Below are 19,328 nucleotides of genomic sequence, written 5' to 3' on the forward strand. Positions count from 1 at the left end.
GCGGGTGAGCTTTGGCTTGGCCGAGTTTGTCGCCGGGTTGCTCGATGAGTTGGGCGAGGCGACGCTGGCGGCAAACCGCCATCAGGCAGAGCGCTATGATGCGCTGCGCCAACTGGCGGGCATGGATGCGGCGCAGTTCGCCGCACGGCATTTGGACGAAAAAGATGTGGTGCAATACGAAGCGGATCGTTTCGGCGCGCAACTGGCCGCGAGCAAGCCGTTGACTGCGGCGCAGTTGCAGGAAGTGCGGCGGCTGTGCGGCAGCGAACAAGGGATCGTGCTGAAAAACAGTTTAAGCAAGGCGGGTTTGGCGACGGTGCGCGAAAAGCTTGCGCTTGAGTTGGTCGCCGGGGAGCAAGGGCTGCTGAACGAACAGCTTGCCCGTCTGGAGCAGGGGCGCATCACGGTCGATTCCGGGGAGATCCATGCGCGCGTGGCGCTTTCCTTGCTGGAGGCCGATGCAGCGCCGGGCGGGAAAAGCAATGCGTCGGGGATAAACTACCTCGACGATGCAGAAGGTGGCGGCAGAACGATTCTGTTCGAGCGCAAGTTATTCGGTGGCGCGCCCGGCAAGTCGGTCGATTCGCCGGTTCGTGCCGTAGTGACACCGCTGAGTCAAGACGCGCCCGCTACCGCCTGTACCGAAATCGTCATACGGTTTCGCAACGGCTGAGAAAACGTTTCGCTCATGACTCACGGTGCGGCCCGGCGGCTTTAATATTGGAATGATCGAGTTTGATCCATTGATGCGAACGCTCATTATTTGTCCGCAAAGCCGAGCTAAGGAGAATTTGCAATGACCAGAAGAAGAGTGGTGGTTGAATCGATTCAAGTTCACAACAATGGAGAGCCGTTTGGAAAAGGGGAGCTTTACTGGAATATTTCTGCAAATGGACGAATCATCACAGAGCGCCATGCATCAGGTGCTTTGTCGGTTAGCGATGGGGAGGTGATTCCTCTTAATGAAGAGTTGATTGTTCGCATCCCGCCAAATGGCCAACTGGTCATTTCCGGTAGTGTCAGCGATAGAGACAGGAATACCAGAGATGAGTCGGCAAATTTCCAGCGCACCTATAGCAATAATGATAACTGGGGTCTTGGGGGATACGATGTGCGGCTGGTTGACGGGCCGCTGGATGTCACGCTCCATTATCGTATTCTGAGTTTGCCAGTAATTCCGTCAGGCAATCCTCCCCAACCTAACCAACCTCAACCCACCCCGCCAATTCTGCTCGCGTACACCGAAACGCCTGATGGTGCATTCTCGTATCCCGACCAATCGAATATACGCGATGCGAATGGAGAGTTGCACCACCCAGAGATAAGCGGGAATACATGGATTTTCTCCGACACCAATCGCGTTGTCCTGATGCCCCCGCAGGGGGGAGATTGCGGTGATGACCGAAACGACACCAGATTGTTTCTCGATGCCATCGCGCAAATGAAAGCCGTATTGGCAAGCGCAGATGATGTGACCTTGGTTATCCCCCGTAATTTCGCATGCAGACCGCGAGGCTCAGAATTGCCGGATACTAGCGCCAGGCAAGCGCTACCCGCCGACTATATTATTCGTCACCCTTTCCTCAGGGACACAATGACGGCGACCGAATTCGCTGCTGAAATTGCGCCGTGGCCAGAACTGGGTGAGCTCTACCGTGGCATATTAAGATTCGGTGGTGACAATAGTAATAAGATTGATAAACCGCTGCGCATCATTGGCAAAGATCCTTCCGATCCTCCCGTGATTCGTGTCAGTCCGCTGGAGCAACACTATGTTCATATCGTTGATAACGATGGTAATCCAGTGCTAAAACCAGACGGCACGGAAGATATTAAAAAAATAGGCCCTGCTATCGAGTTTGAAAATATTACAGAGCTAGTTGTTTCTGATTTGGTGATTGATGGCAACCGCAGTCGTCGAGGTCTTGCAATGAGGCCAGATCCGGCGTTGTTTCCTGCAACCGAAAATGGTGGCATGGAACACAATATTCGCATTCGGGGATGCAAAAACTACAAGTTCTCACATGTGCAATCATTAAACGCAGTGTCTGGTGGTATTGGCGTTGAAGTAATAGCGCCCAGAAACGATGAGCGTCTTTGGCAAAACGGTATTTTTGAAAATTGCCGTGTGCTCAATAGTGCTTATCTGGGTCTGTCTATTAGCGAGGGGCGGCGCATCCGAATTATTGGCGGTGAGTATTCCTACACCAATGCCTTATCAACCATGGCGGGTATTTCAATTGAAGGTGCTGCGCAAAAGCCTGACCTTTCTAATGAATTTAATTCGGATGCCGAACTCAGTCTGCCAGTGATCGCGGATATATTGATTCAAGGGGTGCGTCTTGAGGGAAACTGGAAAGATGTACATCTCAACGGTCGTTGGAACAATGGCTGGGTCACAGTGAAAAATTGTATATTTGTTCGCCGACCCGCGTTGAGCAGATATCCGATGTTTGGATGTGTCGGGTCAACATGCGAACTCGCGCCAGTTGCAAGTTTGTCAGTTAATTGGTCCTATGGTGTCATTTCGATGGCAAAATGGGTCAGTGTTCATCACAACACATTCGATAATTTTTTTAGAGCCGATCAATCAACTGCAAATTCGGCTGTCATCCGACTGTATAACCATTCCTCTATTGCTCCAGAAAACGTCCCGCCAGCAATAGATCCGATGGCACTCGACCCGATTGGTGGTCATGAGTGGGTTGGCGATAATGTTTTCACCGATTTTGCGAATCGCCATATCCCATTGCCTGTGATCCGCATAGACCTTAAGTCAGGTGTTGATGTTTGTGTGGTACATAACCACCTGTATCAGTCCCCCAGGGTGTTGGTAGCCGGGTGCTTTATTTCAAACAAAAACCCGCAAGCCTATATTGTACGAGGAACCATTACAGCACCCGATATGGCAATTGGAGTAGTTGGGGAAACTCAAATTTCGCCACTTTGTACGTAACCTTTTTGAGATCAATGGGTGCCTGGCAGCATAGGTTACGCTTGGCTTCGTGGTTTCCCGATTGCGGCATCTGTATGGTTGTATCAAACAGTTCGACAAGCCACTCATCGCTAGGCGTGCAATCTCAGCGGCTTGGGGGTGGCTATCTTATGGAGACGCAATGATTTCTGGTAGATATTTCAGCGGCATGCTGATCGCAACGATGTTTGTCTGCATCGGGCAGGCGGCTGCGGCCACGGTCACTTCGACGCTGCGCGTCACGGCCATCACCGTGCATGCTGATGAACAGGCGCGGGCGGTGCAGTTAGGGGAGGATGAGGATGAAAGTGATTTCGACCCCAACAAACTGCCGCCGACAGCGAGCGGCCCGGGCTCATTGGATGATACGTCACGCAAGGTTTCGCGAAGGTTCGAGCGGCGCATTCAGTTGACGCCCGGCTATCTGTTCAACATTGTGCTGGAAGGTCGCTCGGCAAAGCATTGGGAGTATGTGCGTGAGTTGGGGAGTGTGATCGTAGTGCGCCGCCGCGCCGGTGCGTCATTGTTCGATCTGTCTGAGCGCTTGACCATCGGCATCAGCTATTGAGGTGGTGTGTGCCGGACTGTGATCGAGCCGGGATTTTTCCTTGACGCGACAGGGGGTGTTGGAGGAGATTCGGGGTGTCGGGCCAGTCGGCAAGGTCAGAGCAGGGTGAGTGGATGAGTGCCAGTGAATTGAATACGCAGCGCAGTGTGTTGATCGTGGAGGACGATGATGCTGTCCGCGAGCATTTTGCGCGCTCCATCGTGCAGCATCCGGGCTTGACATTGCACGGGGCGGCGGCGACGTTTGCGGAGGCCGAGCGCTTGATGCAGAAATGCCCGGATGTGTTGCTGGTCGATCTGGGGCTGCCGGACGGCAACGGGGCGGAGTTGATCCGTCTGTTGAAGGCGCGCGAGCCGGGTAGCGAGGCCATCGTGATCACGGTGTTCTCGGATGAGTTCCGGGTGGTGGAGGCGATCAGGGCGGGGGCGGTGGGGTATCTGCTTAAGGATTCGATGCCGGACGATATCGGGGTGATGACGATGGAGATGCTGGGCGGTATCTCGCCGATCTCGCCTGCGGTGGCACGTTTCATCATCAATGCGCTGCGCCCAGCAGCGTCCCCAGCGCAGCCGTTGAGAGTGCCTTTGTCGCCCAAGGAGCTGGATGTGCTGCAACTGGTGGCACGTGGCTATTCGCGCGACGAGATCGCCGGGATGATGGGCAACAGTGTGCACACCGTGGTTTCGCATATCCGCAATATCTACAAGAAACTGGAAGTGAACAGCCGCAACGAGGCGGTGTTCGAAGCCTGCCAGTTGGGCTTGATCAATCTGAATGGCCAATAAGCTGCGCGCGGCGTTATTTTTTATCCTGCTGGTGGCTGCATTTTCCGCGCAGGCAGAGGCGGTCGCGCCGGATGCGCGGTATCAGCTCATCACCCGTGCAGAGTCGGTGCGCAGTACGCCGGATGTGGTTCGCCCGCCGCATTCGGGTGACTGGGAGCCGTTGGAGATGCCGGATAGCTGGAACAAGCGTTATCCCGGCTATGGCGGTCATGCCTGGTATCGCATGCCGTTGTACGATGTCGCACTGGGTACCGGCAAGCTTGGCGTGCTATTGCCCCGGCTGGATATGAATGCCGAAGTCTGGGTGAACGACCGGCTGATCGGCGACGGCGGCAGCATGGACGATCCGGTTGCGCGCAACTGGCACCGCCCTTTGTATTTCGTGTTCACGGAAAGAGCCTTGAAGCCGTCGGACAACTGGCTGTACATCCGGGTGTATGCCTATCCGAATGATGGCGGCGGGATCGGGAGTGTCTATTTCGGTCGCGACGAGGCGGTGCGGCCGCTCTATGAACAGGCCTATTTCGTGGATACCACGCTCAGTGTGGCGGCGCTGGCCATGACGCTGATCGTCACGCTGGTGTTGCTGACCTTGTGGTTGTTGCGAAAAGGCGAGTCGCTGTATGGATGGATGTGTGCATCGGGGGTGTTCTGGAGCATCGTTATCGCCAACCAGTTGCTGCTTTATCCGCCGCTGTGGATGAGCCGCTATGTCTGGGAATGGCTGGTGCAGAGCTCCATCAGTTTTTATACGCTCGCCCTGTTGATGGTGGTGCACCGTTTCGTGGCGGTTCCCCGGCCGCGCATCGAAGCAGTCGCTGCGGTGTACTTCATCTCAACTTCTATCATCAATCTGGTGTTCGCGGGTGACATGATCGTCACCTGGTTCAATATTACGCACATCGGCGCTATCGCCGCAGGCTTCTACTTGATCGCGTTCTGTGCGCGCAGATTCTGGCTGGAACGGCAGGGGCGGGCGCTGGGCATGGCGATCGCCATCGCCTGTTGTCTGGTCATCGGGATACACGATTGGCTGGCGATCGTCACGGGCAGCCAACTGGGGACTTTGCTGGTGATGCAGTTCGGCCCGCCGTTGGTGCTGCTGCTGCTGGGACTGTGGATGACGCTGCAATTCTCGAAGGTGCTCGATAGCGAAGAACGCCGCCGTCAACTGATCGAACAACAGATCGGTGAGGTCAGCCTGGAGCTGAGTGCCGAACATGCCAAGCGGATGGAACTGGAGCGCAAGAACATCATATTAGCCGAACGCCAGAATTTCTCGCGCGAGCTGCACGACGGGATGGGAGGCCATCTGATGGCGTTGAAGAGCATGCTCTCCAATGACGGGCGCAAGGATGAAGGAATATTGAAGGCACTGGATCAGGCCATCGTCGATATGCGTCTGCTGGTGGATGCCATCGGTGAGGACAACAACGATGTGGGCATGATCATTGGCATGGTGCGCAGCCGTATCGAGCCGCAGGTCGCACATACCCCGCTCAAGATCAAATGGAAGCTGGGAGAACTGCCGATGGAATGCCGCTTGAAGACGGGGTTTGGCCTGCACCTTGCACGCATCATGCAAGAGGCGATTACGAATGTCGTTCGGCATGCGGCTGCCAATACGCTGATTGTCTCCGCCTTTTGCCGGGATGAAGGGAAAAGGGCCTGCATTGAGATCCGAGACAATGGCTGCGGTATGCCGGAGGCACCGCGCGCGGGGCGCGGTTTGAGCAACATTCGCACACGCGCAGCCGAACTCGGGGGGAATGTCGAAATCGAGAGTGCGCCAGGCAAAGGCACGGCGATTCTTGTGTGTATGCCGGTGGAATACGGTCAATTCGGCGTGTCTGTGTGAGGTTATATGTTCAGGTAAGCGGCCAGATGTATGTAGGTCTATGCATTTCGGTCTAGCGTATTCGTGTGATGCTCTAAAAAGTCCGTTCTCCCTATCATGAGTGTGGTTCAGATACATACATGATCGATACAGGGAGCGTCAAACATGGGCTTGGAGGCTAATGCGCCGATCCATTCGGCTACGGAGAGTGGAAAGCGAATTTGCGTGCAGACCTTTGGTGGTCTGAGTATGCAGATCGATGGACGTTGTAGCGAGGTGCATCAATGGCGTTCACGCAAACTCAGCCAGTTGTTCAGTTTTCTGGTGGCCTGCGGAGGTCGCAACGTGCCGACCCGGCAGATCATCGACCTGCTGTGGCCGGATGCGGAAGGCGACAAGGCTGAACAGAATCTCGAATTCAATCTGCGTCAACTCAGGAAGCAACTGACGGATCGTCTGGTCGCCAAGGTGAGCGGCGCACAGCTCATCCTCTGGCATCAAGGGAAGGTCTCCTTTAACGAGCAGTACTTCACGCTGGACATCTGGCAATGGGATCAGCTCTGCCAGACTGCTGAGACGCTGCATGAACAGGGTTTGCCCCAGCAAGCGTTCCACATCGAGAAACATGCCTGCCGACTCATGCAAGGATCGTTCATGGAAGGCGAAGAGGACTTGGCGATGCAGCGTGATATCTGGCAGCAGCGCGGCAGCAATTGGCTGGCCAGAACAGAAGCCCGCTGGCGTGAGAACGAGAAGATCGACCACGTATCGCGCAAATTCCTGAACGAGATCGCCTTGAGATTCGACCCGAATTCCGAACGGCTATGCATGCAAGCCATGCTCGCCTTGCTGGAGGAAGGGTATTCGGCGGATGCCTTACGCCTTTATTTCAGCTGGCTGCATCGGGTCAAAGCGCAATACGGAATTAAACCCGGACAGAAGCTCCTTGAGTTGGTCGCCAGTGTGCAATTGGAACGGGCGGCGAATGAAGATGGTGAATGTCGCGCCGTCGAGATGTGGTTGCGGCGCTGACGGATAGCCAGAATCCAAGGGACTATTGGTATCTCATCATGTGGCGCGAAAAAATCAGCGGCATGGAACTGTCGACAATCTGTCGACGGTTCAAACTCGAATCGCCGGACGGAAAATTGCGTGAAACGGTCTGCTCGCACACGGAAGGCTTGTTCCGCATCATCCAATCCAGCAAGAAAAAATGCATTTCCATTAAACCCTCTGGATTCCCGCTTGCGCGGGAATGACGCGGTTTTTTTCACTCGACTTCATTTCTGATCGTCTTGTTCTGATTTATGGAAGGCTCAATAAGCCCCCCCCATGAGGATGGCCAATCATCTTGACAATGGAACGCCCGTTCCATTATTGTCGCACCCATGGAAAACATCGACTCAACCTATCTGGCCAAGCTTCAGGACTATTACGCCGAAACTGGCGTGTTGCCGCCGTATTCGACCATCATGGGCATCGTCGGCATGAAGTCAAAATCGCCGGTGGCGGCACTGGTGGCACGGCTCAAGCTGCAGGGTTATCTGGAATCCACCCCGGAAAAACGTCTCAAACCCGGCAAGCGGTTCTTTGAACGCCCGATCTTCGACAGCGTACGCGCCGGTTTTCCCAGCCCGGCAGGGGACGCGCAGCATGACACGCTGACCATCGACGAGTTTCTGGTCTCGCATCCGTCCAGCACCGTGCTGATCAACGTCAAAGGCGATTCCATGATCGACGCCGGTATCTTGCCGGGCGATACCGTCATCGTGGAAAAACGCATCATGGCGAACGTGGGGGACATGGTCGTCGCCATCATCGATAACGAATTCACCCTGAAGACGCTCGGCAAAGAGAAGAACGAATTTGTGCTGATCCCCGCCAATCCGGCTTACCCAGTCATCCGCCCCAAGGGTGACATGGAGATATTCGGCATCGTCGTCGGGCAGTTCCGCAAGTACAAATAACCCGGCGTACCCATCATGCTTCCCGGCAACTGGCCCAATGCCATCGCGCATGTGGATGCGGACTGTTTCTTCGCCTCCTGCGAGCAGTTGCGCCGCCCCGACCTGAAAGGCCGGCCCGTCTGCGTGCTGTCCAGCCAGGATGCCTGTGTGGTGGCCAAGACCTATGACGCAAAGGCGGCGGGGATCACCACCGGCATGCCGGTCTGGGACGCCCGGAAGCTGTTGCCCGAGGCAAACTACCTTTCCGCAGACTTTCGCTACTACGGGCAGATATCCGACAAGCTGTTCGCCATCCTGCGGCGCTATAGTCCGGTGGTCGAGGCATATTCCATCGATGAAGGATTCATGGACCTGAACGGGCTGCGCAGCCTGTACCGCAAACCGTATCAGGCCATTGCCGATGAGATTCGCAACACCATTCATCATGAGGTCGGCGTCACTGTCTCTGTCGGCATCTCCGTCACCCGCACGCTGGCCAAGATGGCCTCCGAATACAACAAGCCGGATGGCACCACCATCGTGGCAGGCCGGCGCATCCATGATTTCTTGCGACAGGTCGGCGTGCGCGACATTCCCGGTATCGGCGGCAACCGCCAGGCGCTGCTCAACAAGTTCGATATTCACACCGCAGCGGATTTTGTGGATATGCCGGAGCGCGAAATAAAACGATTGCTGGGCAAAGCCGGCACCGACCTGTGGCACGAACTCAACGGTACGCCCGTCTACAAGATCGAGACCGAGGCCGGGATTCCGAAGAGTGTGGCCAGAACCGCATCGATGGGCGAAGTCACCCAAGACAAGACGACCATCCACGCGCATCTGCTCAACCACGCCATGCGACTATCCAGGGAGCTCATCACCAAACGCCTGACGGCCAGGCAACTGACCGTCTTCCTGACCCTGAAGTCGTTCGACAAACAGGCCGGCACATTCGAATTGCCTTATCCGAGTGCAGACTACTTTCTGCTGGCGAGAGAGGCGGGCGAGGCGCTGGATACGCTCTACGACCCTGATCGGTTCTACCGTGCCTGCGGCTTGATCGCCAGCGGTATCGGCATCCGCCAATCGGGGGACTTCGATCTGTTCCAGATGGCAGAACAGCAAGAGGAGGAAAAACACCTCAAGCTACTGGAGACAATGCACGCCATCAATCACAAGCATGGGGATAACGTGCTGTCCATCTGCGGCGCGATGCAAAAGCGCAGGGCGGGAGGAAAGATGGGACGGTTCGCATATCCGGTGCTGGAGTGCGGATGACAGGGGAGAGCCAAAGGGGGGCGGCATGAATTTATCTTGAAAAGGATTTATGCCTGCACGCTATCCCGCCCCGAAATCAGGAAAAGTATCTATGCCCGGCCTATATGCCCGAGCGGCCGCATCTGGCCAAACCACGTCGTTATACCTCCACTAAACAGCAATGACTGCAACTATTGAGCCTTCCATAAATCAGGACAAGATGATCAGAAATGAAGTCGAGTGAAAAAAACCGCGTCATTCCCGCGCAAGCGGGAATCCAGTGGGATTAATGAAAATGCATTTTTTCTTGCTGGATTCCCGCTTGCGCGGGAATGACGCCGCGAATGTCATTAATTATGGAAACATCAATAGCTTGGGACGCGACCGTAATATTCGCAAGAAATCGGTAATGCTCAGACGAGCACTTCCAAGCCGTGCTTTTCAACCACACTCAATAACCGAAGCGCCATTCCGCTTGGGCGCTTCTGGCCAGTTTCCCACTTTTGGACTGTGGACTCGCTGGTATTCAAGTAGCGCGCAAATACGGGCTGGCTGACGTGAGCATGCTCACGAATGCGTTTGATGTCCTTGGCATTGAATTCCGGGACCGAATCCAGGCAGAGCGCGTCGTATTCACGCAACGTTGTTTTGGTGATTGCACCCGCACGGTGCAATCCTTGGGCTGCACTGTGGATGGCTGCGAATGCATCGCTCTTGGGTTTTGCTGTAGTAGTTTTAGTCGTCATGGCATATCTCCAGTAGTTCGTTGCAAACGCGTGTTGTGCTTTGGTCATTTCGTCAAATGCAGCGCTTTTGCGACCACTTCGCGCGTGAGGTGCGGTGCGAACAGTTCGATGAAGTCGTAAGTGTATCCACGCAGGTACTGGTTCTGGCGGATGGCGATGCGCGTGGTGCTGGGCTCGATCAGGTGTCCCGCATCGATCATGCGCAGTTGCTTGTCGCGTTCCGGGATGAAGGCCATCTGCGCCACGATGCCGACTCCCAGCCCCAGTTCCACATAGGTCTTGATCACGTCGGCGTCGATGGCGGTCAGAGCGATGTTCGGTTCTATCCCTGCCTCGCTGAACGCCTGGTTGATCTTGTTGCGTCCGGCAAAGGCGAAGTCGTAGGTGATGATGGGGTATTGCGCCAGTTTCTTCAGGGTCAGGCGCTTCTCCTGCAGCAGGGGATGGCCGGTCGGCACGACCACGCAGTGGTGCCAATCGTAGCAGGGCAGGGTCACCAGTTCGTCGTATAGCGCGAGGCTTTCGGTGGCGATGCCGATGTCGGCCTCGCCGGATAGCACTTGTTCCGCAATCTGCGTCGGATTGCCCTGGTGCAGCCCCAGCTTCACACCGGGGTAGGCCTGCATGAAGGCTTTGACCACTTGCGGCAGGGCGTATCGCGCCTGGGTGTGGGTGGTGGCGATGATGAGCGCGCCGCTGTCCTGCTGTTTGAATTCCTTCCCCACCTGTCTCAGGTTCTCGGTCTCGCGCAGTACGCGCTGGGCGATCTCGACGACTGCCTTGCCCGGCTCGGTGATGGCGACGATGCGCTTGCCGTTGCGCACGAAGACGTCGATGCCCAGTTCCTCTTCCAGCAACTTTATCTGTTTGCTCACGCCGGGTTGCGAGGTGTAGAGCGAATTGGCGGCATCGGAGATGTTCAGGTTGCAGCGCACGATCTCGTTCAGGTACTTCAGTTGCTGGAAGTTCATGGCGTTCCCGCTTATTCGGAATGGTTATTAAACTCTAACATAAAAGTATTTAGGAATATAACGATGCGCACCTAGAATGCGCCCCATCAATAGAACTGATGGGCATAACGTGGACTTTCCTTATACCATTTCTGGCTTTGTCGTGGGGCTGATCGTCGGGGTGACCGGCGTCGGCGGCGGGTCGCTGATGACGCCGCTGCTGGTGCTGTTCTTCGGCGTCTCGCCAGCCACCGCAGTCGGCACCGACCTGCTGTATGCCTCCATCACCAAGGCGCTGGGCGGCTGGGTGCATGGCCGCAACGGCACGGTGGAATGGAAGATCGTCGGCCTGCTCAGTCTGGGCAGCCTGCCAGCCGCGTTGTTCACCATCGCTTTGTTCAAGTTGCTCGGGCTGGATGAGAACTCCCTCAAGGGGTTGGTGACCGGCGTGCTGAGCGTGGCCTTGCTGCTGACGGCGGTAGCGCTGTTGCTGAAAGACTGGATCAGGAAGATCGCGCTGCGCGACGACGGCAAGGTGCACGAACTGCACCACCGTCATCTGACCGCCGCCACCATCGCGACCGGTGCCATCGTCGGCGTGCTGGTGACCATCTCCTCCATCGGCGCCGGCGTGCTGGGTACCGTGGCGCTGTTGTTCCTGTATCCGCGCCTGACCACCGTGAAGGTGGTGGGCACCGACATCGCCCATGCCGTGCCGCTGACGGCGGTGGCCGGGCTTGGCCATCTGGCGCTGGGCACGGTGGATCTGGTGCTGCTGGGCAGCCTGCTGCTGGGTTCGCTGCCGGGCATTTACATCGGCAGCCACCTGAGCGCCAAAGTACCCGAAAAGGTATTGCGTCCCATCCTCGCGTTGATGCTGCTGCTGATCGGCACGCGCCTGGCTTTGAGTTGAGTCATAGCGATTGGTCCACGAAACACACGAAATAAAAACGGAATACAAGTGCAGATCGATGGGCTTGTTTCGTGACTTTGGTGTTCTTCGTGGAAGAAGATTTTCTGATTGAAAGGTAAATGAGATGAGCTTAAATGCACGCAACCTGTCCGACCTGGAAGAGATCGACCGCTTCGAGCAGGCCCTGGCCACGTTCGAGGCGGGCGGCATCGACCCCGATCGATTCACCGCCATCCGCCTGCAGCAGGGCGTGTACGGCCAGCGCCAGCAGGGCGTGAACATGCTGCGCATCAAGGTGCCGGGCGGGCGTCTGACTGCCCGGCAACTGGATGCCGTCGGCACCATCGCGGCGGAATTCTCACAGCACGGCATCGCGCACCTGACCACGCGCCAGAGCATCCAGATCCATTACATCCCGCTGGCGAAGATGCCGGAGGCGATGCGACGTCTGGCCGCGGTGGGCATGACCTCGCGCGAGGCCTGCGGCAATGCCGTGCGCAACATGACCGGCTGCCCGCTGGCGGGCGTGTGCCCCAAGGAGCGCGTGGACATCGGCACCCATGTGGAAGCGGCGACCGTGCATTTCCTGCGCAACCCGCTCAACCAGCAGTTGCCGCGCAAGTTCAAGATCTCGTTCTCCGGCTGCGAGGCAGATTGCGCGCAATCACTGTTGCATGACCTGGGCGTGATCGCGACCGAGCGCGACGGACAGCACGGCTTCACCATCAAGGCGGGCGGCGGGCTGGGACACAAACCGCGCGAGGCTATCGTGGTGGAGGAGTTCATCCCCGAGCGCGAGCTGCTGTTCGCGATGGAGGCGCTGGTGACGCTGCACAACAAATATTCCGACCGCACCAAGCGGGCGAAGTCGCGCATCAAGTTCCTGGTCGAGCGTTTCGGCGCGGAAGGCTTCGTCGAGAAATATCGCGAAGAATTCGCGCGCACCCGCGATGCGTTGGCGAACCAGCCGGCTCCGCAGGGCGAGTGGAATGCACATCAGGCACCACCCTCTCCTCAATCCTCTCCCGCAAGCGGGCGAGGAGGCGAACGAGAACAGCAATCGTCAATTCTTGCGCCGGGGCAGGGCGCGCCGCGCAAGCTGTTCGCGCAGAAGCAGGAAGGATTGTTCGTGCTGCCCGTCGCCCTGCCCATCGGCGACATCACGGCGGATCAGTTGCGCGGGCTGGCGGTGCTGTTGTCCGAACTCGGTCTGGACGAGGTGCGCAGCACGCAGGACCAGAATCTTGCGCTGCTCAACGTGCCGGAGCGGAAGCTCGCGGCATTGCGCGGCGGCCTGACGCTGTTGGGACTGGGGGAACCGGCGACTGGCGACAACGTGGTGGCCTGCCCCGGCGCTTCGACCTGCCGCCTCGGCATCACCAGCAGCACGGTGGTCGCGCCGAAACTGTCGGGCGGCAAGGCCGACCTGCACATCCGCGTGTCGGGCTGCCACAACGGCTGCGCGCAACCGGAGACCGGCGACATCGGCATCTACGGCGAGGCGAAGCGCGTGCACGGCAAGCTGGTGCCGCACTACCAGATGTATTTCGCGGGGCAGGGCACGGCGGGCGGCGCACTGGCGCTCAAGGGGCCGGCGCTGCCGGCGGCACGCATCATCAAGGCGATCCAGCGCGTGCAGGACGAGCACCTGAAAAGCGGCGAGGGCAGTTTCTTCGCGTGGGCGCGCCGGCAGTCTCCGGAGTATTTCAAGGAGCTGCTGGCCGATCTGGCGGAAGTGTCGCCGGCGCAGTTGCAGGAGGTGATCCACGACTTCGGCGAGAAGAGCGACTTCCGTGTGGTGAACCTGGGCGGTGGCGAATGCGCGGGCGCTTCGCAGGTCACGGTGGGCGCGAATTTCTTCGAGGCGGCGCACGAGCGCGAGTACCGCAATGCGCTGGTGTTCCAGCGCAAGTACGTCGAGGCGGCGCAGTGCAACGAATCCATCCTGCGCCTGCTCGGTTCCGGCGTGGCGCAGTTGCTGGGTGGCAAGCGCCAGGACGACCTGAGGGTGCTGGCAACACAGCTCAACCTGGTGGCGCCGGAAGAGATCGCCGCCGAGTTCGCGCATGCCGCACGCGAGGCCGTGGCAAGTGAAGATGTCGATGTCGATGCAGTCTCATCGGCGAGCGCCAGGGTGGATGCGTGGACGCTCAAGGTCGCGGCATTCGCCACCGAGAAAGATGGGCAACTGGACCTGAAGGAGGCTTTGCCGAAATGAATACGGATTTGAACAAGAAGATCGCCGACACGCTCGTCGTGTTGCAACAGGCCGTGCATGAATTCGGGCACGTGGCGTTTGCCAACAGCCTGGGCGCGGAAGACATGGTGCTGACCGACCTGATCGCAAAATACCAGCCGGATATCGGGATGTTCAGCCTGGATACCGGGCGTCTGCCGCAAGAGACCTACGACCTGATGCAGGAAGTGCGCGAACGCTATGCCTTGCCATTGACTGTGTATTTCCCGGACGGGAAACTGGTCGAGGAATATGTCGCGCAGCACGGCATCAACGGCTTTTACGACAGTGTGGAGAGGCGCAAGGGCTGCTGCTTCGTGCGCAAGGTCGAGCCGTTGCGCCGCGCGCTGAAGGGCAAGGACGCGTGGATCACCGGGATGCGCCGCGACCAGGCGGTGACGCGCGGCACGCTGGAAGTCTCCGCCTTCGATGCGGACAACGGGCTGCAGAAATTCAATCCGCTGCTGGACTGGTCCAACAAGGACGTGTGGGCCTATATCCGCCAGAACGACGTGCCCTATAATAAATTGCACGACCAGTTCTACCCGAGCCTGGGCTGCGCGCCCTGCACCCGTTCCATCACGCCGGGCGAGGATATCCGCGCCGGACGCTGGTGGTGGGAAAACCCCGAAAACAAGGAATGTGGCTTACACGTAAGCCACAGGCCCAACGGCGGGGGCGTAGCCCACGGTTTCGGAGTGCATGCGGACAGGACGTCTCTCCAGGCTGGCCGCGAGCGCATCGTCGAGATCGCGTTACAGGCTGGCGCGGAACAGGGTGTTCCCGCCTAGGAGGGAGATCATGAGCGAACTGTTGATGGAAGAGAGGCCGGCCGGGCGTATCATTCATGCGCCTGCGGCAGCCTTGAAACGAAAAGATTATGGAAATGAAAGCAAATCGATGACTGCATACCCCTTCACCCACCTGGATGCGCTGGAAAGCGAATCCATCCACATCATGCGCGAGGTCGCGGCCGAATGTAAGAATCCGGCGCTGCTGTTCTCCGGCGGCAAGGATTCCATCGTGATGTTGCGCCTTGCGGAGAAGGCGTTCCGCCCGGCGAAGTTCCCGTTCCCGCTGGTGCATATCGACACCGAGCACAACTTCCCCGAGGTGATTGCGACCCGCGACAAGCTGGCGAACGATCTGGGCGAGCGGCTCATCGTGCGTTCGCTGGAGGGTTCCATCAAGCGCGGCACCATCGTGATCCAGGACGAGAGCAAGCCGCGCAATCCTTACCAGTCGGTGACGTTGCTGGAGACCATCGAGGAGTTCGGTTTCGACGCCTGCATGGGCGGCGCGCGGCGCGACGAGGAAAAGGCGCGCGCCAAGGAACGCATCTTCTCGTTCCGCGACGAGTTCGGCCAGTGGGACCCGAAGAACCAGCGCCCCGAGCTGTGGGACCTGTACAACACGCGCGTCAATCCCGGCGAGAACATCCGTGTGTTCCCGATCTCCAACTGGACCGAGATGGATATCTGGCAATACATCGAGCGCGAGAAGTTGCACATCCCCGAGATCTATTACGCGCACGAACGCGAGATCATGCGCCGCAACGGGCAACTGGTGCCGGTGTCGCAGCTGGTGCAGCCCAAGCCGGGCGAACAGGTGGAAGTGGTGTCGGTGCGCTTCCGCACCGTGGGCGACATGACCTGCACCGCACCGGTGGCGTCCACCGCGCGCACCGTCCAGGAGATCATCGCGGAGACCGCGACCACGCGCATCACCGAACGCGGCGCGACGCGCCTGGACGACCAGACATCGGACGCGGCGATGGAGCTGCGCAAGAAGGAAGGGTACTTCTGATTGACTCCCTCCCCCTTGCAGGGGGAGGGCTGGGGTGGGGGTAGATGCCATGAGTTTCACCCCCATCCTAACCTTCCCCCTGAGAGGGGAAGGAATCCGGTTCTGAGAGAAATTGAATTTTAGAGGTGCAAAATCATGAGCGACACCACACAACTGTTACGTTTCATCACCGCCGGTTCGGTGGACGACGGCAAGAGCACGCTGATCGGCCGCCTGCTGCACGATTCGAAATCCATCTTCGAAGACCAGTTCTCGGCGATCAGCAAGACCAGCGAGAAGCGCGGCATGGCGTCGGTCGACCTGTCGCTGCTCACCGACGGTCTGCAGGCCGAGCGCGAGCAGGGCATCACCATCGACGTGGCCTACCGCTATTTCGCCACGCCGAAGCGCAAGTTCATCATCGGCGACACGCCGGGACACGAACAGTACACGCGCAACATGGTGACGGCCGCCAGCACCGCCAACCTCGTCATCATCCTCATCGATGCACGCAAGGGCGTGCTGACCCAGACGCGCCGCCACACTTTCCTGGCCGGACTGGTGGGCATCCCGCACATCGTGCTGGCAGTGAACAAGATGGACATGGTCGATTACTCCGAGGACAGGTTCAACGAGATCCGCACGGAGTATCTGGAATTCGCCGCGCAACTCGGGCTGAACAACGTCACCTGCGTGCCGCTGTCCGCGCTGAACGGCGACATGCTGGTGGAGCGTGGCGACAACCTGGACTGGTATCGCGGCAGCACGCTGCTGAACCTGCTGGAGACCATCGAGATCGACCACGACCTCAACACCACCGATTTCCGCTTCCCGGTGCAATGGGTTTGCCGCCCGCAGACCGAGGAGCACCACGATTTCCGGGGCTTCATGGGGCGCATCGAATCGGGCGAGATCGCGGTGGGCGAGCGGATCACCATCCTGCCCAGCGGACGCTCCACGCGCGTCAAGGAGATCGTCACCTACGACGGCAACCTGCAGCGTGCCTACGCGCCGCAATCGGTGACGCTGACGCTGGAGGACGAGATCGACATCTCGCGCGGCGATATGTTCGTCAAGACGGACAGCATCCCCATCGTCGCAAAGGAATTCAATGCCAACCTGTGCTGGTTGTCGGAGACGCCGCTGGACCGGAACCGCAAATACATCGTCAAGCACACCACACGATCGGTGAAATGCCTGTTCTCCAGCCTTGATTACCGCGTCGACGTGAACACGCTGGAGCAGCATCCCGCCACCGCGCTGAACATGAACGACATCGGCCGGGTCGGGCTGAAGGTGCAGCAGCCGCTGGTGTTCGACCATTATCTTGTCGATCATGGCACCGGCAGTTTCATCGTCATCGATGAGGCGACCAATAACACCGTTGCGGCGGGAATGATCGTTTAGAAGCTATCTTAAAAATTGCTGCGGAGGGCATCTGCGGCGTTGCGCGGTACTCGCAATCCTCATGTACTATCTGTACATTCCGGTTGCTGCGTTCCGTGCGCCTTGCATCCCTCCCTCCTCGCTAATTTTTGAGACAGCTTTTATTGAGCCTTCCATAAATCAGGACAAGATGATCAGAAATGAAGTCGAGTGAAAAAAACCGCGTCATTCCCGCGCAAGCGGCTGCGTTCGCGACGGTTTTCGAGGCTTCCTTGCCGTATTGGAATGAATGGCTGTGCCTGTGGTATCTTCCCCCTGTCTGAATTTGATGCCACCTTGCCCCCATGAGCCTGTTCGCCCTGATCGCCGCGCTGTTGCTGGAACAGATGCAGCCGCGCTCCTCGCACAAGACCCTGCGCGGCTGGCTGTCCGCCTATGCGGATTTCTTCCGCCGCCGCTTCAATGCGGGCGAACGCGAACACGGGCGGATCGCCTGGCTGCTGGCCGTGCTGCCGCCGGTGCTGGCGGCCATCGTGCTGTACCTGCTGCTATACCGCGCGCATCCGCTGTTCGCCTGGGCGTTCAACGTGCTGGTGCTGTACCTCATCATGGGCTTTCGCCAGTTCAGCCACTACTTCACCGACATCCACCAGGCATTGCGCGACGAGCGGCTCGACGAGGCGCGTACGCTGCTGTCGCAGTGGCGCGGCATCCCGTCCCACGAACTGAATGCCGAAGAGGTCGCGCGCGTCACCATCGAGGAGGCGCTGCTCGCCTCGCAGTACAACGTGTTCGGCGTGATCGTGTGGTTCGTGCTGTTCAGCGCGGTCGGGCTGGGCGGTGCGGCGGGCGCGCTGCTGTACCGGCTCGGCCAGTACCTGCGGGAGGCCTGGGGTAACCGGGACAATCCGGATACGGGCGCATTCGGCGCTTTCGCCCGGCAGGCGTTCCATGCGCTGGAGTGGTTGCCGGTCCGCCTGACGGTCAGTACCTTTGCCATCGTCGGTAACTTCGAAGACACCGCGTATTGCTGGCGCACCCAGTCTGCCGCATGGCCCGACCCGGAAACCGGGATATTGCTGGCGGGCGGCGCGGGCGCGCTGGGTGTGCGCCTGGGCATGCCGATCCCGCAGGACGGCTTGCCGCTCGACCGTCCGGAACTTGGCGTCGGCGACGATGCCGATGCCGACTTCATGCAAAGCACCATCGGGCTGGTATGGCGCGCGGTGCTGTTCATGCTGTTCATGCTGTCCCTGCTGACGCTGGCCAGCCTGCTCGGTTAGATGGCGCACCCCCGGTCTTTTTCCGACCTGACTCCCGATACCGTACTGGACGCGCTGGACAGCATCGGCCTGCGTAGCGACGGCCGACTGCTGGCGCTCAACAGTTACGAGAACCGCGTCTATCAGGTTGGCATGGAGGACGGGCCGCCGCTGGTCGCCAAGTTCTATCGTGCTGCGCGCTGGTCGGATGACGCGATCCTGGAAGAACACCAATTCGTCGCATTGCTGGCCGAACGCGAGATCCCGGTCGTGCCCGCGCTGGCGATCGACGGCCGAACACTGCACAGATCCGACGGTTTTCGTTTTTCCGTGTTCGCAAAACATGGCGGACGCGCACCGGAGATGGACGATTGCGACACGCTGGAATGGATGGGGCGATTCATCGGGCGCATCCATGCGGTCGGTGCGCTGCAACCTTACCGGCATCGCCCGACGCTGGATGTCGGCAGCTTCGGCGTCGAGCCGGCCGGATACCTGCTGGCGCACGATTTCATTCCGCCGGAGTTGCACGAAGTCTATCGCGGCGTGGTCGCGCTGGCGCTGGACGGCGTGCGGCGCTGCTTCGACCGCGCCGGAGAAGTGAGATCCTTGCGACTGCATGGCGACTGTCGGATTGTTATATGATGTCAAACTACAATAGTTTTGATGGATTCCTATTAATT

At 58.6% G+C, this 19,328-nt stretch carries 18 protein-coding genes; 16 read left to right on the forward strand and 2 right to left on the reverse strand.

The features are described 5' to 3' along the window. Positions 1 to 16: 16 nt before the first annotated feature. The 9 genes from IPM27_10675 (at position 17) to IPM27_10715 (ending at position 9,388) form a co-directional block, all read left to right on the forward strand. Positions 17 to 673 (forward strand): hypothetical protein, encoded by a 657-nt coding sequence (locus IPM27_10675; GenBank protein MBK9162004.1) that lies wholly within the window; start codon positions 17 to 19, stop codon positions 671 to 673. A 123-nt stretch (positions 674 to 796) separates the two neighbouring features. Then, positions 797 to 2,956, forward strand: a complete 2,160-nt coding sequence (locus IPM27_10680) for a hypothetical protein (GenBank protein MBK9162005.1) — start codon at positions 797 to 799, stop codon at positions 2,954 to 2,956. A 160-nt stretch (positions 2,957 to 3,116) separates the two neighbouring features. Then, entirely contained in the window at positions 3,117 to 3,542 is a 426-nt protein-coding gene (locus IPM27_10685; GenBank protein MBK9162006.1) for a hypothetical protein, read from the forward strand. A 113-nt stretch (positions 3,543 to 3,655) separates the two neighbouring features. Further along, positions 3,656 to 4,327, forward strand: coding sequence for a response regulator transcription factor (locus IPM27_10690; GenBank protein ID MBK9162007.1), 672 nt, complete (start codon positions 3,656 to 3,658; stop codon positions 4,325 to 4,327). Further along, the gene (locus tag IPM27_10695) at positions 4,317 to 6,185 is read left to right on the forward strand and encodes a hypothetical protein (GenBank protein ID MBK9162008.1); all 1,869 of its coding nucleotides are present in this window, start codon (positions 4,317 to 4,319) and stop codon (positions 6,183 to 6,185) included. Before IPM27_10690 ends, IPM27_10695 begins: the two co-directional genes overlap by 11 nt. Before the next feature lie 144 nt (positions 6,186 to 6,329). Further along, entirely contained in the window at positions 6,330 to 7,196 is an 867-nt protein-coding gene (locus IPM27_10700; GenBank protein MBK9162009.1) for a hypothetical protein, read from the forward strand. Positions 7,197 to 7,234: 38 nt separating this feature from the next. After that, the gene (locus IPM27_10705) at positions 7,235 to 7,423 is read left to right on the forward strand and encodes a hypothetical protein (GenBank protein MBK9162010.1); all 189 of its coding nucleotides are present in this window, start codon (positions 7,235 to 7,237) and stop codon (positions 7,421 to 7,423) included. Between the two features lie 129 nt (positions 7,424 to 7,552). Then, on the forward strand, positions 7,553 to 8,131 hold the full coding sequence (locus IPM27_10710) for a LexA family transcriptional regulator (protein MBK9162011.1): 579 nt from the start codon (positions 7,553 to 7,555) through the stop codon (positions 8,129 to 8,131). A gap of 15 nt (positions 8,132 to 8,146) precedes the next feature. Further along, positions 8,147 to 9,388, forward strand: coding sequence for a DNA polymerase IV (locus tag IPM27_10715; protein MBK9162012.1), 1,242 nt, complete (start codon positions 8,147 to 8,149; stop codon positions 9,386 to 9,388). 392 nt (positions 9,389 to 9,780) lie between these two features. Here the strand turns inward: IPM27_10715 and IPM27_10720 are convergent, their stop codons facing one another. Both IPM27_10720 and cysB read right to left on the reverse strand, forming a co-directional pair. Beyond that, on the reverse strand, positions 9,781 to 10,113 hold the full coding sequence (locus tag IPM27_10720; protein MBK9162013.1) for a DNA-binding transcriptional regulator: 333 nt from the start codon (positions 10,111 to 10,113) through the stop codon (positions 9,781 to 9,783). Positions 10,114 to 10,157: 44 nt separating this feature from the next. Then, complete coding sequence (gene cysB / locus IPM27_10725) at positions 10,158 to 11,084, reverse strand: HTH-type transcriptional regulator CysB (GenBank protein ID MBK9162014.1); 927 nt, start codon at positions 11,082 to 11,084, stop codon at positions 10,158 to 10,160. 76 nt (positions 11,085 to 11,160) lie between these two features. Here cysB and IPM27_10730 point away from each other — a divergent pair, with 76 nt between their 5' ends. From IPM27_10730 to IPM27_10760, 7 genes are all read left to right on the forward strand, one after another. Next, positions 11,161 to 11,976, forward strand: coding sequence for a sulfite exporter TauE/SafE family protein (locus IPM27_10730; protein ID MBK9162015.1), 816 nt, complete (start codon positions 11,161 to 11,163; stop codon positions 11,974 to 11,976). Positions 11,977 to 12,100: 124 nt separating this feature from the next. Further along, positions 12,101 to 14,194, forward strand: coding sequence for a nitrite/sulfite reductase (locus IPM27_10735; GenBank protein MBK9162016.1), 2,094 nt, complete (start codon positions 12,101 to 12,103; stop codon positions 14,192 to 14,194). After that, positions 14,191 to 15,003 (forward strand): phosphoadenylyl-sulfate reductase, encoded by an 813-nt coding sequence (locus IPM27_10740; GenBank protein MBK9162017.1) that lies wholly within the window; start codon positions 14,191 to 14,193, stop codon positions 15,001 to 15,003. The genes IPM27_10735 and IPM27_10740 overlap by 4 nt, the downstream gene beginning before the upstream one ends. Positions 15,004 to 15,112: 109 nt before the next feature. Beyond that, on the forward strand, positions 15,113 to 16,018 hold the full coding sequence (gene cysD / locus IPM27_10745; protein ID MBK9162018.1) for a sulfate adenylyltransferase subunit CysD: 906 nt from the start codon (positions 15,113 to 15,115) through the stop codon (positions 16,016 to 16,018). A gap of 135 nt (positions 16,019 to 16,153) precedes the next feature. Further along, on the forward strand, positions 16,154 to 17,404 hold the full coding sequence (cysN, locus tag IPM27_10750; protein MBK9162019.1) for a sulfate adenylyltransferase subunit CysN: 1,251 nt from the start codon (positions 16,154 to 16,156) through the stop codon (positions 17,402 to 17,404). Positions 17,405 to 17,727: 323 nt separating this feature from the next. After that, positions 17,728 to 18,666: a CobD/CbiB family protein gene (locus IPM27_10755; GenBank protein MBK9162020.1), complete on the forward strand. Its 939-nt coding sequence runs from the start codon at positions 17,728 to 17,730 to the stop codon at positions 18,664 to 18,666. Beyond that, positions 18,667 to 19,290, forward strand: coding sequence for a serine/threonine protein kinase (locus IPM27_10760; protein ID MBK9162021.1), 624 nt, complete (start codon positions 18,667 to 18,669; stop codon positions 19,288 to 19,290). Positions 19,291 to 19,328 lie beyond the last annotated feature (38 nt).

It is taken from the genome of Nitrosomonadales bacterium, assembly GCA_016716325.1.
In the GTDB taxonomy this organism is placed as follows: Bacteria; Pseudomonadota; Gammaproteobacteria; order Burkholderiales; family Gallionellaceae; genus Gallionella.